Source organism: Wolbachia endosymbiont of Aedes aegypti, from assembly GCF_021496215.1.
Classification (GTDB): domain Bacteria; phylum Pseudomonadota; class Alphaproteobacteria; order Rickettsiales; family Anaplasmataceae; genus Wolbachia; species Wolbachia pipientis.
The window spans coordinates 44569-60151 of sequence record NZ_CP090902.1 but is presented as its reverse complement, the minus strand read 5'-3'; the positions used below and the strand labels follow the sequence as shown (position 1 = coordinate 60151).

The window sequence follows — 15583 nt, the reverse complement described above, 5'->3', positions numbered from 1 at the left end:
GTCAAAAAAAGTATAGCCATAAAATCAGATTATATAAAACGTACTACTCAGGTCTTTTATATAACTATATTTACTATCTTATTTGGTACAGCATATACAGTGCGAACTTTGCTTTGATCGATCTTACTGGACACAGAGTCTATCGCTATTTTCTTCAATTCTTCTTGAGGTAAGTTAATTGCCACCTTGATTGTTGTACGTAATTTTCCATTGATTTGCACTGCTATAGTTACCGTATCGTCAACTAATAATGATTCATCAGCTTTTGGCCAAGGTTGACCTCCTATTTCTTGCCATAGGCTTTCAGCTAGATGTGGTATGAATGGTTCGATTACTCTGATTAATATACATATACCTTCATCAATAAGAGATTTTCCAGTTTTTACGTCTATTTCAGCTATTAAATTCGTCATCTCACGAAATTTTGCCACTACACAGTTTAATCTGCAGTTTTCCAAGTCATCTGTAAGTCCGTGTAAGAGTTTATGAATTTTTTTTCTGTACTCTAGAAGTCCACCCGTAACATTTTCATTATCATAGTGTATATTTACAGGTCTTAGCTGCATGACCATACGCCACAATTTATTTACATAACGAGAACAACCTTCCACGCCATCATCGGACCATTCCATATCTTTCTCCGGAGGAGTGTCGGACAACACAAACAAGCGAGCAGTATCAGCACCATACTTTTCTATGATAAAGTTTGGGTCAACTGTATTCTTTTTCGATTTGCTCATTTTTTCAACTTTGCCCACTTGAACTTTTGCACCTCGCGCTATTAATTCTTTTGCTTCTGCGGGAAATAGCCACTTACCATTTTCGTCTTTATAAGTTGCATGGCAGACCATTCCTTGAGTGATTAAAGTAGAGAAAGGCTCTTTAATATCAAAATAGCCACATTTGGTTAAAGCACGGCAGAAAAATCTTGAATAAAGCAAATGCAGAATTGCATGTTCTATCCCACCTATATAATAATCAACAGGCATAAAACGATTACATGCATCTTTGTCTATTGATTTATCTTCACTACAGAATGCAGCAAAATACCAGGAAGATTCAAAAAAGGTGTCGAATGTATCAGTTTCACGCTCTGCTTGCTTTCCGCACTTTGGACAATCAACAAATTTCCAAGTTGGGTGCTTATCCAGCGGATTGCCACCACTTGTAAATTCTACATCTATTGGTAGAACTACAGGAAGGTCTTTTTCTGGCACTGGAACAGTTCCGCAATCTTTGCAATATATGATAGGTATAGGGCATCCCCAATAACGCTGCCTTGAAACTCCCCAATCGTGCAAACGATAGTTTATTGTTTTTTTGCCTATTTTTTTTTCTTCAAATTTTTTAACTATGGCTTCCTTTGCTTCACTAACCATTAATCCGTTTAAGAATTCGGAGTTAAACATTGTCCCGTCTCCAGTATACGCCTCCTTTGTCATCTGAGTAGCTTGACACTGGGATCCATTGTAAGAATTCTGGTCACGCGCTGGAATGACACCTAAGTGGGCTGAAGAAATAACGGGAATTATCGGCAAATTATATTTCTGTGCAAATTCAAAGTCACGCTGATCATGTGCAGGGCAACCAAAAATCGCGCCTTCCCCATATTCCATCAACACAAAATTCGCTATGTAAAGCGGCAATTCCTTATCAAGAAATGGATGTTTGACGTTTAATCCGGTGTAAACTCCTATTTTTTCATCGTTCTCTCTTTTTGATTTTATTTCCTGGATCCCAGTGTCAAGCACTGGGATGACAACAGAAGAACCATTCTTTAAATCCTGCACAATAGGATGCTCTGCTGCCACTGCACAAAAAGAAGCCCCAAACAAAGTATGAGGATAAGTTGTAAAAACTTTTAATTTCTTATTCAGGCCAACTACTTCAAACTCTATAGTTGCTCCTTCAGATTTTCCTATCCAACGCTCCTGCATTGTTTTGACTTTTTCTGGCCAATTTTTCAAACTTTGCAGGCACTTGAGTAAATCTTCAGCGAAATCAGTAATCTTTAAAAACCATTGGGACAACTTACGTTTTTCAACAACTGCACCTGATCGCCATCCTTTTCCATCAACCACCTGTTCATTTGCAAGCACTGTTTGGTCCACTGGATCCCAGTTAACCCATGACTCTTTTCGATAGGCAAGCCCATGCTTTAAAAAATCCAGGAAAAATTTTTGTTCGTGTTTATAATAGTCAGGTTCACATGTGGAGAGTTCACGCTCCCAATTATAAGAAAGACCTATAGATTTCAACTGTGTACGCATATTATCTATATTCTCTTTTGTCCATGTTTCGGGGCTAATATTGTTATCCCTTGCTGCATTCTCAGCTGGTAATCCAAACGCATCCCAGCCAATTGGATGCAAAACCTCAAATCCATTAGCTCTCTTGTAACGCGCTATCACATCCCCTATTGCATAGTTACGTAAGTGTCCCATATGAATTTTACCAGATGGATATGGAAACATTTCCAACACGTAACACTTTTCTTGTTTACCACTCTTGCTTACAGAAAAATCCCATTTATCTTGATAAAATTTTTCAACACTTTTAAAATCATATTTCATATGAATCCAAATTCAATTACAGTTCATATGCATCAAAGGATCAACCGCTTGGCCATTATGTCGTATTGTGAAACACATCTGTGGATCTTTATCTTGTGTGCTTGATTTACCTGCAGATCCAATTACTTGACCTTGCTTTACTTTATCGCCAATTTCAACATGTATGTTTTTTAAATAGGAGTACACAGTCATGTAATTATCTTTGTGTTCCACTATAATTAAATTCCCATACCATCTCAGCCCTTTGCCTACATATATCACTTTGCCTGGTGCAGAGGAAACTACGTTCGTTCCATTTTGAGCAGCAATTTTTATGCCATCCTTACACATTTCATCAGAAGAGGTAGCTGAACCTTTAACTGGCATTACAAATTTACAATTTACCCCCACATTTTGTGTATTATTGTTATCTTTGTATATCCTATTTATGATGGCTTTTCTACTTTCTTTTTGCACTGAAGGCTCCCTAATTAAATGGTACTCTCTTGTATATTCCAGATCTCTTTTTCCGTAAAATTCTTCGCCTTTAAGCAGCACAGGTGCAGGTTTTTGCAGGCCACAGCCTATTAATATTGCTAATAACATAAGAAATGAGGCTATATGCCACATTTTAAACTCTCACAAAACTCCAAAATTCTAGCGAGACGTAGTGTTTCACGCCTGCTTGTTACTTTCCTCGTTATTTATTTTACTAGTTAAATAGTCCCTCAAATCGGTGAGTTCTTGCAACAAATTCTTTGTGACTTTTATATCATTACCAAATTCTTTTTGCACTCCTTTTATTGTATATCCTTTATCATATAGCATGTATTTTACTTTCTTTATGGCCTCTATACACTTGCGATCATATAGCCTTCTTCCTTTACGCTTTGTAGGCTTAATTTGATGAAATTGACCTTCCCAAAATCTCAAAACATGCTGTTCCAAATGTAGCTCTTCAGCTACTTCCCCAATCGTATAAAATAATTTTTCCTTGTTCATTAATTATTGATTGATTTTTTTATAATTTTTGAAGGCCTAAAAGAAACTGAATTTCTTGCCTGAATCATCACTTTCTCCGATGTATTTGGTATATTTCCTGGTCTTTCCTTCTTTTTCTTAACCAAGAATGTTCCAAATGACGATATTTTTACTATTCCATCCTTTACCAAGCTTGTCTTTATTTCGTCCAATATATCATCTATTATCGAAACAGAGTCTTCCTTTGATAATCCTATTTCTTGGTTTATATCTCCAGCTATCGTTGCCTTAGTTACTGTTGTGTCTTTTGTTGTAACGTGATCCATTATTGATAAATATTACAATACGTAAATATAATATAGCAATCGACTCGAGATTCAGCTACTTTATTTTTTAGAGTATGTCTCTTTTGTTGCATAATTTAAAATACCGGCAACTATCAATATCGCAAATATTGCAAAAAGTTCCATTTTATGATCTGTAAAAAGTGCTAACATTGACACTATAACTCCACTGCCAATAAACATAAATCCATTGATAATGGATGATGATGTGCTGATGTATTTTCGTTTCACAATCTCGCTGCCGACAGTAAAATTAAGCATATGTCCTCCCGCAAAAAACCCGAACATTAACATACAAAAGTACACAACGTGGACTGTTAAATGGCTGTATAGTAAAATAATAATTGAGACGCCTTGCAATAAAGCAAAAGCAGAAATTACATGTTTCCTATTTTTAAATAAGTTTGAGATTCGATCTGCAATTGGAGCACCAACTGCAAGACCAAGCCATAGTATTGCAGTTGCTATACCTGACTCCATTGCATTGAGTTCTGAGTTGCCCAGTAACCTTGGAGCCCACAAGGTATTAAGTGCTAAAAATGTTCCAAAAGTAATAGCACCCACCACTGAAGTTATCCAGATATCTCTTAATTTTAGCACTGTTAATATAGAGCACATTACTGTCTTCATAGAGCTTTTTATTGTGCGCTTTTCTGAGCTGCTTTTTGGAAGTGTGTTTGGACAAAAAAGCGTAAGTACAAATATCAACACACCAAATAGTATTATGCATACAATCAGATTTTTCCAATATGCATCTTCGGCAAGCAAGTTAGAGAACAGTATTTGAATTACCAAAGCAGAAAGGCTTGAAATTGTCTGCACTAGTGAAAACATTAGTCCAAATTGGGCAGCGGAAAAACATATGCTACTTGTGTGAGCAGCACCAATAAAACCAAATGATGCTCCAGTTGCAATCAACACTTGAGACAAAATCAAGTGGGAGAAATTGTCACTATTAATAAGGACAAAAAACCCCAAGATCATAGTTGATAACGAGAAAAAATAAATTTTTTTACTGGAAAAAACATTAAACGTTGCTCCACTAAAAAATTGTAAGATGGCGAAAGTCCAAGTATATGCTGAATTAGCCAGTGCAACTTGCGCGATTGTAAGTCCAAGTTCCTTTTCGAGATTTACACTTATAAAGGTATAAATTATCTGCATGTTGCTGAATATAACAACCAAGTTACTAATCAGCCAAATGAACCAAGCCTTAGCTCTGCTTTCCATAAGATTTATTTTTATAAGTAATCTATTAGAAATTTAACACTAAGTCTCTTTTTAAGCTATTGTTTCCTGACCACTGTTATAGCTAACCCAAAAAACGGTTCCCTACGTCATGTCGCCGCGGTATCTCTTAGCCGCTAACAAGCAGCGGGATGACGATTGTCAGGGTGTCATCCCAGCGCCCCTATGATGTCATCCGAGTAGCCAACACTGGTTTCCATCCAAGACGGTGTCATTCCAGTGCTTGACACTGGAATCCAGACTTTAATTGTTATACTTGTAAATAATCTGGTGAAAATAAACGTTCATCTCAAAATGCAGTATTTTTGTTGAAATAGCTCAACTGGATCCCAGTGTCTGGGCACTGGGATGACACCATAGGAGGCTACTTGGATGACAAAAAAAGGAGCACTGGGATGACAGCAGTCCTACGTCATACCGCCGCGGTATCTCTAGATCCCGCTAACAAGCAGCGGGATGACGAGCTTATCGTCACGCCGCCACGAACCGTCATACCGCGATTCATTCGCGGTATCTCAGCCGCTAACAAGTAGCGGGATGACGGTTGTCAGGGTGTCATGAAAGTAGCTGACACTGGAATCCAGAAAAAAAGAAATATGTATCAGCTAATTTCATTTGCTGCGCCTCGAAAATAAACGTTCATGTAGCTAAGCCATAAATCCAGTATAAAGACCTTTAATCATTGGCTTCGTAGTACTTCTCAACCAACTTATTAAGTAACCTTACACCAAAACCTACTGCTCCTCTTGGACAAATGTCAGTACCTTTCTCGTGCCAAGCAGTGCCTGCGATATCTAAATGTGCCCAGCAAGTTTCATTCACAAAACGCTGTAAAAACTGTGCAGCCATTATGCTATCTCCACCAGAGCCTGCAGGAGCGATGTTTTGAACATCAGCAATCGGTGAATCAATAATTTTGTCATAAGTTTCATTCATAGGAAAACGCCATAACTTCTCATTTACTTCATTTCCTGCATCAATCAGACGGTTTGCTAATTCATCATTATTTGAAAAAAGACCAGCATATTCGTTATTTCCAAGTGCAACCACTATAGCACCAGTTAAAGTTGCAAGATCAATCATAAATTTTGGTGAGAATCTATCTTGCGTATACCATAAAGCATCTGCAAGTATGAGCCTTCCTTCTGCATCGGTGTTCAACACTTCTATTGTTTGTCCAGACATTGAAGTTACTACATCACTTGGTCTTTGAGCATTACCACCCACTGCATTTTCTGCAAGTGCGACCACACCGATCGCATTTACTTTTGCTTTTCGTCCTGCTAAAGCATGCATCACCCCAACCACAGTAGCAGAGCCTGCCATGTCATATTTCATTGACTCCATACCACGTGAAGGTTTGAGTGATACTCCACCAGTGTCAAACGTTATACCTTTACCAACAAAAGCTATAGGCTTTTGTTCTTTAGAAGCTCCATTCCATTTTATCACTACTAATTTTGGTTCTTTACTACTTCCTTGTGCAACTCCAAGCAAGGCTCCCATTTTTTTCTCTTCCATCTGCTTTTTATCAAGCACCTCGATTTCAAGGCCAAGCTTAGTAAGTTCTTTTTTTATATGATCAGCATAGGATTCTGGATATAGAATGTTAGGAGGCTCTGTTATAAAAGAGCGCGCAAGGAATATACTCTCACCTTCTTGCCTTAAGTGCTCAAATGATCTTTCAGCATTACTTAATTGTTCATCTTTTACTAATACGGTAATCTCCTCTACCTCTGTAATTTTCTCATCCTTTTTAGTTTTATACTTATCAAACTTAAAACTACGCAGAAACGCACCATATGCAACATTTGCTGCACTACCTTCGATTAAAACCGCTGCTTTTTTAATTTTTAATCTGCTTAGCTCACAATATATTTTACCACCAATATTTAATTCTTTATTTTCATTCCATTCATCCTTCTTACCCAGTCCAACAACTATAACATTTTTTTCTTCTGGCAAAGCAGTAGAGAAAAATTCACCAAAACTTCCATTGAAATCGCTAAATTGCTTTATATTATCTATGACCTGTTTTCCTTGCAAAACTCCGCCATCATTTACGGTTTCGTTGTCTTCAAATAAACCCATTACTATTGTTTTAAAATCGGGCGAAATTTTAGAAATTGTTATTTTCATTGCTGGTATCTCCGTTGCAAATAATTGTAAACTGTACATAAAACATAGCAAAAACATCAGTAAGATATTTTTCATATACATCCTAAGTACAATAACACTTAAGTTTACTATGGACTCCCTTACATGCAAGGTTTTTTATCTTTTATTAGAGAACTTATTATATCCGCCCAAGGTAATGTTAAACGTATAGGTTTTTATGACCTGATCACTGTAAGTAAATGGTGTTATGAGAAGGCTTGCAAGCCCATTACTAACAAAATCTTCAAGAACAGGATCAGCGCAATTATCGCAATTATGGTCAGCAAAAAACATTTGCGTTGTGAATTCTGGAAAATCCGGATGTTGAACTAGAAAGTTGATATGTGGAGCTCTATCACCAATTTTACCAGGTGCTATCGTAATAAAATTATAATAGCCAAGATTATTCACTACAAACCTTCCTGATCCAGCAAAATTCAGATCATCCTCTATATTCTTATCGTAATGGTTCACGCCGCGTGAATTCGCGTGCCATATAGAAACTACAGCATTTTGTATTGGTAAGCAGTTTATATCAGTAATTCTACCCACTATGTGTATTAATTCCCCTATTGCACTATTTGGAGAACCAGGTTTCCTTCTTAAATTGTTTGAAGAGCTAAAATTTTTTGGCCTTGCATCAAGGTCATATATTTCCGGAGTTTTAATGCAGTTGAGCAAAACAGGATCAGCTGCAAATAGCGGCAAACTGAATATCATTTGTACTAAAAGTGCTAACAAGATATTTTTCACATTCATTTCATTTATAATAGACTTCTTGCATAACCATATAACAAACTTTTATTGGAAATAGAAACGAAAAAACTTGCTTGACACCCTTCGCCAGCCCCCTTATCATGAAACTGAAGGTATTCAGTTATCTTCATCTGTGCAGATTAAACAGCAAGAAAACAACGTAGTTGGCGTCTTATTTTTAATTTTTTGCACTATGTGCACCTTATGTCTTCACAATATTTCTAGGTTTTTACCTACACAAGCTGAAACGCGCTATTTAAAACATTAAAAAACGCCAACTTAAAAAATGGATAGTGAATAACTAGCTACCCTAGGGTTTCTTTTGCCTTTTTTTCTGTTTAGTAAATTGTATCCGTTCAGCGGAGTGGTAGAATAAGGTAGACAAAGCAAGATAATCAAGATAATCATAGAGCAAAAGTGAGGTAATGTGGTAAACCTTTGAGAACTTTGCAAAAATTTACAGCAAAAAATAGAAAAACTGAAAGCAGAGATAGAAAACTTAAAAGCAGAAAATAAAGCTTTAAAGATAGAGAACGCTGAATTAAAGGAAAGGCTTGGTTTAAACTCGAAAAATTCATCTCTACCGAGCTCTAAAGAATTGTACAAAACAAAAAAGGACAAGCCAAAAAGCGAAAGGAATGTTGGCGATCAGGTTGGGCATAAAGGAAATTTTCATGCCACAATGGAAGCGGATAAAGTAGTAAAAATAGAGTTGCCTAATATTTGCGAATGCGGAGGAGAGCTTGTAATATGCGAAAAACCTTATGTTCACCAAAAAGTTGATCTTCCGGAAATTAGGCCTTATGTAGTAATTGGAACATGGTCGTTGTTGGAGATGCAGAAAAAGAAAAAGTAGCAAGTTACCAGAAGGTGTTACGCCAGATACATTTGGTCCAAGGGTTAAGTCTATAATTGCAGCACTCAGCGGATTTTACAAAAACTCAAAGCGTGAAGTGGCTAGTATCATAAATGACATTTTTAATTTGAACATAAGTGTTGGCAGCATATCAAATCTTACTATTACCCACAAATATAAATGTACTTATAAATAAAGTATTACAATATTAAAGTTTGCAAATATTGAGGGTATAAAAATGGCAAACGAGAGTAATGAATGGGCTAAAAATGAATTTGGAGATGCTGTACTTGGAGATAAAAGATTAACTGACCGATTAGTAAAGATTGCTGATAGTTTGATAAGTTTACCTGAAAGCTCAATTAATGAGGCATGCGGAAGTTGGTCAGAAGCAAAAGCAGCATAACGTTTTTTTCAAAATGAGAACGTAAAAGAAGTCGATATTCTAGCTTCACACATTGATAAAACAGTCGAAAGAACAAAAGCTCATAAAAGAATTCTTGTGATTCAAGATACAACTTATATTTCATACTCAAGCCATAAGCGGATTGGGAACTATTGCTGGAAAAGGAGCAGTAATGCATACAGCCCTTGCTGTTAGTACGGAAGCTGGGAATACTGGATCAAAAGATTTACTCGAGGCAACTCATTTCTGAAGAAGAAAAAAGACTAAAGAGCCATCGTAACAACGTTCATATTGAGGATAAAGAAAGTATGAAATGGCTAGAAAGTTTAAAGAAAACAAATAATATTATAGATCTGGCCCAAACCGAAGCTATAACTGTATGTGACAGAGAAGCAGATATGCATGATTTTTTTGAACTTGCACATAATCTTAACTCAGCAATTTTAGTAAGAGCTCGCCACAACAGAAATGTAAATAAAAAATTCATGCATACCAGGAACAAGCAAAAATTATGGTCATTTATCCAAGGCCTCCCTTGCACTGGAAAAGTTGAAATCCCTGCTAGAGATAACAAGCAAAAAAGGACAGCGTTTTTAGAAATTAGATTCGGAAAATTTATCACATGAAGGCCATATAAAATGTAAAGAAGGTCACATAAAATATAAACCGACAGAGTCTACAACTTCACGCAATTCATGTTGTTGAAAAAAACTCTCCTCCCGAAGCAAGTCCTCTAGAGTGGATGCTTTTTTCCGGTCAGTACTTTTGAAGAAGCTGTTGAAAAAGTTAGTTGGTATTGTTTGAGATGGAAAATAGAGATATTGCATAAGATTTTAAAATCTGGTCTCAAAGTTGAGGAATGTAGACTTGGAACAGCAGAAAGATTAATGAGGTATTTAACAGTCATGAGCATTATTGCTTGGAGAATTTTCTTTATTACATCAATTGCAAGAACTAACCCAACATTACTATGTACTGCCTTATTAGCTGAGGAAGAATGGAAAGTTTTATATGTTAAAATACACAGGAAACCATGTCCAAATATAGCCCCTACTATAAAAGAAGCCGTTTCGTGAACTTGAAGGTCATTTAGCAAGAAAAAGCGACCCAAAACCAGGACCAATTACTCTTTGGAAAGGGTGGAGACGTCTCTTTGATCTAGCAGAAGGATGGAGACTTGCTCATGAACCTCGTATTTGTGGGTAATAGTAAGGTTTCTAAGGGAGGGAGTAGTAGTAATACTGCTTCCTTACCTGACCAGTTTGCTCGTGATAAAGGTTTTGAGAAACGAGCTCAACTATATGCTGCTAAGGCTTACTCAAGGCAAGCTGATAAATCTGGTAAGTACATTGATTTAAAGAAGGTTTTCTTTATTGCTATCTCTAATTGTAATTTATTTCCTGATAAGCTTGATTATATATCCAGCCACACTATAAGAGATGAGAAAACCAATGAGCATGACTTAAAAGATTTTCAATTTGTATTTATTGAACTACCTAAATTTCCTAAGAATAAGGAAGAACAGCTAGAAAGCATAGTGGATCGTTGGTTATTTTTCTTCAGTGCGACCCGGAAAGCCGTGGTTTTGTGATGGTTAAATTCCATCTTCCCTAGACATCGGGGATAATGTATGTCTCACATTTCAAAGGATGGCAACCTTTGGGATGCAAGCATGAGATAAAAGCAGGTAACACTAAACCTCATGGTGAATCCCTGCAAACAGAGTTAGATATGATTACGAGAGGAACCTATGTTTGAATTGTCGTCAAAGCATAGTATGCGAAAAGAGGTTGAACTACGCATAGACCAAAATGGTACGAAGCAAAAGGGGAACTAAAGATTGAAGACTTTAGTTATTGATGTTCCCAGCTTCCGGCAAATAGTAGGAATCTAAGTTTAACGTGAAACGAAGCTATGGAACGGAGTAACCACATAAAAGCTCTTATATTCATTAAATATAAGTAGGTAGCCAACCACAAGCCGCTATGTGGAAGGATTGTTTAAGAAGCTAATGCCCAAAGTAATATCTGGGATATGCAGACGTAAACACTTTAATTTGGAAGGTAAAGTGGTGAATAGTAGTGAATATGTTATGGACCAGCAAAAAGCTAGGTATGAATGGAATGGAATTCCTTGGCGAAAGCTGAAGAAATCTTCATTTAAGCTACAAAAACGAATTTACCAAGCCTCTAAATGTAATGATATCAAAAAGATGCACAACCTTCAGAGATTATTACTCAAATCAACAAGTGCAAGAACGATCGCAGTTAGAAGGGTAACTCAGGACAACAGAGGGAAAAAAACTGCAGGTATTGATGGAAAAGCTAACCTTAGTCAAAAAGAAAGATTGCAATTGGCAAACTCCTTAGATATAAGAGAGAAAGCAAAGCCATCAAGACGTGTCTGGATCCCAAAACCTGGTAAGCCATCGGAATATCGCCCGCTTGGTATACCAACTATATCGTGTCGAGCAAAACAAACACTTGTAAAAATGGTGTTGGAACCAGAATGGGAGGCAAAACTTGAGCCAAACACTTATGGTTTTAGACCTGGTAGATCATGTCATGATGCAATTGAAGCCATATTTAATGTGCTAAAACAGAAAACAGCATATGTATTAGATGCTGATATTTCTGGATGCTTTGACAATATTAACCATAATAAACTGCTTGAAAACCACACCAGCGTTAAAGAAAATCATAAGAGGATGGTTAGAAGCGGGTGTTATGGAAGATGGAAAGCTTCAATCCACAAAACGTGGTACAATTCAAGGAAGCACCGTTGCTAGCTTGTGTTGCATTACACGGATTAGAGCAACATGTCAAAAAAGCATTAACAAACGAACTCTTTCAATGCATGAAAAGAAAATATGGTAGGATATCGCATAAAAACGCGCAAAAGTCTATTAGTGTAATTTTCTACTGTGATGATTTTGTCATCATACATGAAAACGAAGAGATTATTCTTAAAGCAAAAATTTTAGTTGAAGAATGGTTAGAAACCATTGGACTAAAATTAAAGCCCTCTAAAACAAGAATTTCTCATACATTAAGAACCATTGACGAAACAAAACCAGGATTTGATTTTCTTGGATTTTCAATAAGAGGTTGTCCGGAAACAAGTAAAAGGCTATAATATCTGAAATTTTAGTACGGGGTAAAGATGAGAAAAAAGTATCCAACAGATCTAAGCGAAAGGGAATGGTCAAGAATAGAAAAACACTTCAGAGTATCATACAAGAAAGGAGGAAGGCCGCCAAAGTATAGCAAAAGAGAAATATTAGAAGCAATTTTCTATGTATTGCGTACAGGGTGTCAATGGCGGTATTTACCAAATGATTTTCCGCTATGGAAGACTGTGTATGAGCAGTTCAGGCAATGGAAGAAGCAGGGAATTTTTGAGAAAATGAATTATGAAATTACAAAATATAGTAGAAGAAAAATAGGAAGGAATGAGCAGCCGAGTGCCTGTATAGTAGATAGTCAATCTGTAAAGACTACAGAAAAGGGGGGATCAAAGGCTATGATGGAAGTAAAAAAGTAAAGGGTAGAAAAAGGCATATAATTACAGACACTCAGGGTTTTATACTAGGTTGTTACGTAGGCGCTGCTAACGAAAATGATAGAGATGGTATTAAAATAGCATTAAACAATATGAGAACAAAATATACTAAAGTTAAAAAAATGTGGGCTGACATGGGATACCAAGGAAGAAATTTAAAGAATCACATAAAGGAAGAATATGACATAGATATTGAAATTGTTAAAAGGCCTCCATGTAGATTTTGGGTGCACAAAGATACGCCACCTGAGCTACTACCAACAAGAGAACAAGGGTTTAAAGTACAGCCAAGAAGATGGGTTGTAGAAAGGACTTTTGCTTGGGTTAATAGGAATAGAAGGCTATCGAAGGAGTATGATTTACTCACAACATCCACTGAGAATTTCATATACCTAGCTATGAGTAGGGTTATGTTAAAGAGGGAATATGCTTGAATTTACTAGTTTCCGGACAACCTCTAAGACAATATCCAACAAAAGAAAGTAAAAAAGGTTACACATTATTAATAAAACCAAGTCGTAATTCTATAAAGCAGCATACATTTGCTATTAAACATAAACTTAGAGAAATGCGTGGGGCGCCACAGGAAGTAATAATAAGGAATCTCAATCCAATAAACAGAGGATGGAGTCAATATTACTCTTCGGTAGTTTCATGTAAAATCTTTAGCTCATTGGATAATACTATACATAGAAAGCTCTGGAAGTGGGCAGTCTTTAGGCACCCAAACAAAGGGAAATGCTGGATAAAAAGAAAATACTTTAAAAAGTATAATAACGATAACTGGCGTTTTATGACAAGTAACAAGATACATCTTATTATACACAGCGATCATGTTATTAAACGACATATCAAAGTGCAAAAAACCAGATCTCCATATGATGGTGATTGGGTATATTGGGGTAATCGTCTTAGAGAAATACCAGATAAGCCATCGAGAGTAATAAAACTATTGAAGTTACAACAAAGTAAATGCGGTAATTGTAGACTATGGTTTGAAAGTGATGATATAATAGAAATACATCATAAAGACCGGAATAGACGAAGCAATATGATCAAAAATTTATCTTTGTTACATGGGCATTGTCACGATGAATTACACAGGAGGTGTGCATGACAAGCACCAAATTAGAGAGAAGCCGTATGAGGCGCAAAGTCTCACGTACGGTTTTGAAGTCGAGTGAGGAGGGGCGACCTTCTTCACTTAGACAACAGTATGCAGATGAAACTACAGATGAAGACCTAAGGAATATAGCAGAAAAATCACCAATAATAAAGTTAGCCTACGATGAATTAGACAGGTTTAGCTGGAATGAAAAAGATTTAGTAGCATATGAAGAAAGAATAATGGATCTGCGGAAAGAAGAAGCCATTCTTGAATACAAACTTGAGGAAGGTATAGGGAAAGGAAAAATCGAAGTTGCAAAAAATTTACTTAAAGCTGGTGTATCTGTTAATTTAATAGCTGAATCCACTGGCCTTTCTCAAGCTGAAATTGTACAGCTTAAGCAAGAAGTGGCCTAAGTATCACGTTTTTCAGGGCTTTTTTAGCTCGGCAGTGGTCTGAAAAGTCCATTTTTCACTTTATAAAATGTTTATATTTTACCACCTACTTTATTTGAATAAGTTCTTCTGCCACACTCTGAACGGATACTTGAATCAGGCTCAAGTTGACAAGTAGATGTTATCTTGTTATAATAAATATTTATTAATTTAATCTTAACTTAAGAGGGTATTTATGGTAGCAAGTGATAGTGTTTTAAAAAGGTATGCGTTAGCCTATATAAAGAAATTAGGTAATAATAATAATATTGAAGGGTTTCTACAGTATGTAATAATACACCGAATTTAACTTGGAGCAAGGAGAATTTTAAAAATGTGTATGAAGAATTTACACATCCAAATTCAAGCAATAGGCACGATACAGGAAGCAGAAATGATCAATATAACGCAGGGAATAACGCATAACCTACAGGCTCTCAGATTACACATATACATGTACACAATAGAGGTTTAGACTTTTGGGATTATTTGCTATTACAATGCTGGATGGATTCTTTATTCGGTGGACGTGGTCACACTATGGTTAATAATATAACGAATATTAACAATGGTAATACCACTCATCAAGGGAGAAAAGAGAATAAAAAAGAATCAGAAGACAGTAGAAAGCTATTAGCTTTGGGTATAGTAGCTGCAGTTGTGTGTGTTGCTTTCCATGCTGGTATGTGTTTTTGGTATAACAGCAGCAGAAAAGTGGCTAGAAAAGAAGAAAAAATAGATTACCTGGATAGTAAATTTAAAACGTTCAGAAATATAGAATTTGCGGTTGGCGTTGTTTCTTTGGCAGCTTTGGTAGCTTGTGCTGTTTACCCAGTCTTACCAGTGTGGGGTTTAGCTATCCTTGGCGTTAATTCTCTCGTATGTTTTGCTGGTGGTTTAGCTTTTCATATGAAGCATGAGGAAGAATTAGAAAATATCGAGAAAGCTAAAGGAGCGGTAGATAGCTGTCTTAGACAAGGGCATGGTTATGGAGATTCTTCTCGTTATGATGCACCACCTCCTTACTTTTCTCAAGATCCTAATACTACTCCAACTGCTCCTCCTTGTAGTGAATTTGATAATTCTAATGCGAAACGGCAGTTTGAGAATTGTGAGGGGTTCACGTATGATAGAAATCAATAGTTTTATTTTTAGCCAAATTAATTGAATCAAGCTACAA

General features: G+C 36.4%; 13 protein-coding genes and 4 pseudogenes. 9 read left to right on the top strand and 8 right to left on the bottom strand.

What is annotated here, in order from left to right; all coding sequences use genetic code 11:
• Positions 1-56: 56 nt before the first annotated feature.
• From leuS to L0Z58_RS06550, 8 genes are all read right to left on the bottom strand, one after another.
• Positions 57-2573 carry a leucine--tRNA ligase gene (gene leuS, locus L0Z58_RS00275; RefSeq protein ID WP_010962340.1) on the bottom strand — a complete coding sequence of 839 codons (2517 nt, stop codon included), beginning with the start codon at positions 2571-2573 and terminating at the stop codon, positions 57-59.
• A 12-nt stretch (positions 2574-2585) separates the two neighbouring features.
• A complete protein-coding gene (locus tag L0Z58_RS00270) occupies positions 2586-3182 on the bottom strand; it encodes a murein hydrolase activator EnvC family protein (RefSeq protein ID WP_006279879.1) in 597 nt (198 codons plus the stop codon).
• 45 nt (positions 3183-3227) lie between these two features.
• The gene (locus L0Z58_RS00265; RefSeq protein ID WP_006279880.1) at positions 3228-3554 is read right to left on the bottom strand and encodes a MerR family transcriptional regulator; all 327 of its coding nucleotides are present in this window, start codon (positions 3552-3554) and stop codon (positions 3228-3230) included.
• On the bottom strand, positions 3554-3859 hold the full coding sequence (locus L0Z58_RS00260) for an integration host factor subunit alpha (RefSeq protein WP_006279881.1): 306 nt from the start codon (positions 3857-3859) through the stop codon (positions 3554-3556). Before L0Z58_RS00260 ends, L0Z58_RS00265 begins: the two co-directional genes overlap by 1 nt.
• A gap of 60 nt (positions 3860-3919) precedes the next feature.
• Complete coding sequence (locus tag L0Z58_RS00255; protein ID WP_010962338.1) at positions 3920-5107, bottom strand: MFS transporter; 1188 nt, start codon at positions 5105-5107, stop codon at positions 3920-3922.
• Positions 5108-5800: 693 nt separating this feature from the next.
• Complete coding sequence (locus tag L0Z58_RS00250; protein WP_010962337.1) at positions 5801-7303, bottom strand: leucyl aminopeptidase; 1503 nt, start codon at positions 7301-7303, stop codon at positions 5801-5803.
• Between the two features lie 96 nt (positions 7304-7399).
• Entirely contained in the window at positions 7400-8041 is a 642-nt protein-coding gene (locus tag L0Z58_RS00245) for a protocatechuate 3,4-dioxygenase (protein ID WP_010962336.1), read from the bottom strand.
• Between the two features lie 5 nt (positions 8042-8046).
• Positions 8047-8169 carry a hypothetical protein gene (locus L0Z58_RS06550; protein WP_255322264.1) on the bottom strand — a complete coding sequence of 41 codons (123 nt, stop codon included), beginning with the start codon at positions 8167-8169 and terminating at the stop codon, positions 8047-8049.
• A 338-nt stretch (positions 8170-8507) separates the two neighbouring features.
• On the opposite strand from L0Z58_RS06550, the pseudogene L0Z58_RS00240 reads away from it, so the two are divergent.
• From L0Z58_RS00240 to L0Z58_RS00200, 9 genes and pseudogenes are all read left to right on the top strand, one after another.
• Positions 8508-9078: pseudogene (locus tag L0Z58_RS00240) on the top strand (DUF6444 domain-containing protein); the annotation flags it as partial.
• A gap of 54 nt (positions 9079-9132) precedes the next feature.
• Positions 9133-10506 (top strand): annotated as a pseudogene (locus tag L0Z58_RS00235) (IS4 family transposase).
• Between the two features lie 52 nt (positions 10507-10558).
• Positions 10559-10891 (top strand): annotated as a pseudogene (locus L0Z58_RS00230) (PD-(D/E)XK nuclease family transposase); the annotation flags it as partial.
• Positions 10892-11311: 420 nt separating this feature from the next.
• Positions 11312-12088 (top strand): reverse transcriptase N-terminal domain-containing protein, encoded by a 777-nt coding sequence (locus tag L0Z58_RS00225; protein ID WP_167513688.1) that lies wholly within the window; start codon positions 11312-11314, stop codon positions 12086-12088.
• Positions 12034-12435, top strand: a complete 402-nt coding sequence (locus tag L0Z58_RS00220; RefSeq protein WP_099606205.1) for a reverse transcriptase domain-containing protein — start codon at positions 12034-12036, stop codon at positions 12433-12435. Before L0Z58_RS00225 ends, L0Z58_RS00220 begins: the two co-directional genes overlap by 55 nt.
• A 27-nt stretch (positions 12436-12462) precedes the next feature.
• Positions 12463-13295 (top strand): IS5-like element ISWpi1 family transposase gene (locus L0Z58_RS00215; protein WP_099606204.1). Its coding sequence is split into 2 segments (ribosomal slippage): positions 12463-12832 and positions 12832-13295, totalling 834 coding nucleotides; the frame shifts between segments, so codons are not numbered across the junction.
• The gene (locus tag L0Z58_RS00210; protein ID WP_010962329.1) at positions 13292-13978 is read left to right on the top strand and encodes a group II intron maturase-specific domain-containing protein; all 687 of its coding nucleotides are present in this window, start codon (positions 13292-13294) and stop codon (positions 13976-13978) included. The genes L0Z58_RS00215 and L0Z58_RS00210 overlap by 4 nt, the downstream gene beginning before the upstream one ends.
• 95 nt (positions 13979-14073) lie before the next feature.
• Positions 14074-14385 (top strand): annotated as a pseudogene (locus tag L0Z58_RS00205) (nuclease/transposase family protein); the annotation flags it as partial.
• A gap of 558 nt (positions 14386-14943) precedes the next feature.
• Entirely contained in the window at positions 14944-15546 is a 603-nt protein-coding gene (locus tag L0Z58_RS00200; RefSeq protein ID WP_099606213.1) for a hypothetical protein, read from the top strand.
• Positions 15547-15583 lie beyond the last annotated feature (37 nt).

What these genes read in the sequence shown, in the direction of transcription:
- leuS (WP_010962340.1), bottom strand. Translation starts at nt 2,573, where the DNA reads ATGAAATATGATTTTAAAAGTGTTGAAAAATTTTATCAAGATAAATGG.
- L0Z58_RS00270 (WP_006279879.1), bottom strand. Translation starts at nt 3,182, where the DNA reads ATGTGGCATATAGCCTCATTTCTTATGTTATTAGCAATATTAATAGGC.
- L0Z58_RS00265 (WP_006279880.1), bottom strand. Translation starts at nt 3,554, where the DNA reads ATGAACAAGGAAAAATTATTTTATACGATTGGGGAAGTAGCTGAAGAG.
- L0Z58_RS00260 (WP_006279881.1), bottom strand. Translation starts at nt 3,859, where the DNA reads ATGGATCACGTTACAACAAAAGACACAACAGTAACTAAGGCAACGATA.
- L0Z58_RS00255 (WP_010962338.1), bottom strand. Translation starts at nt 5,107, where the DNA reads ATGGAAAGCAGAGCTAAGGCTTGGTTCATTTGGCTGATTAGTAACTTG.
- L0Z58_RS00250 (WP_010962337.1), bottom strand. Translation starts at nt 7,303, where the DNA reads ATGTACAGTTTACAATTATTTGCAACGGAGATACCAGCAATGAAAATA.
- L0Z58_RS00245 (WP_010962336.1), bottom strand. Translation starts at nt 8,041, where the DNA reads ATGAATGTGAAAAATATCTTGTTAGCACTTTTAGTACAAATGATATTC.
- L0Z58_RS06550 (WP_255322264.1), bottom strand. Translation starts at nt 8,169, where the DNA reads ATGAAGATAACTGAATACCTTCAGTTTCATGATAAGGGGGCTGGCGAA.
- L0Z58_RS00225 (WP_167513688.1), top strand. Translation starts at nt 11,312, where the DNA reads ATGCCCAAAGTAATATCTGGGATATGCAGACGTAAACACTTTAATTTG.
- L0Z58_RS00220 (WP_099606205.1), top strand. Translation starts at nt 12,034, where the DNA reads ATGGAAAGCTTCAATCCACAAAACGTGGTACAATTCAAGGAAGCACCG.
- L0Z58_RS00200 (WP_099606213.1), top strand. Translation starts at nt 14,944, where the DNA reads ATGGTTAATAATATAACGAATATTAACAATGGTAATACCACTCATCAA.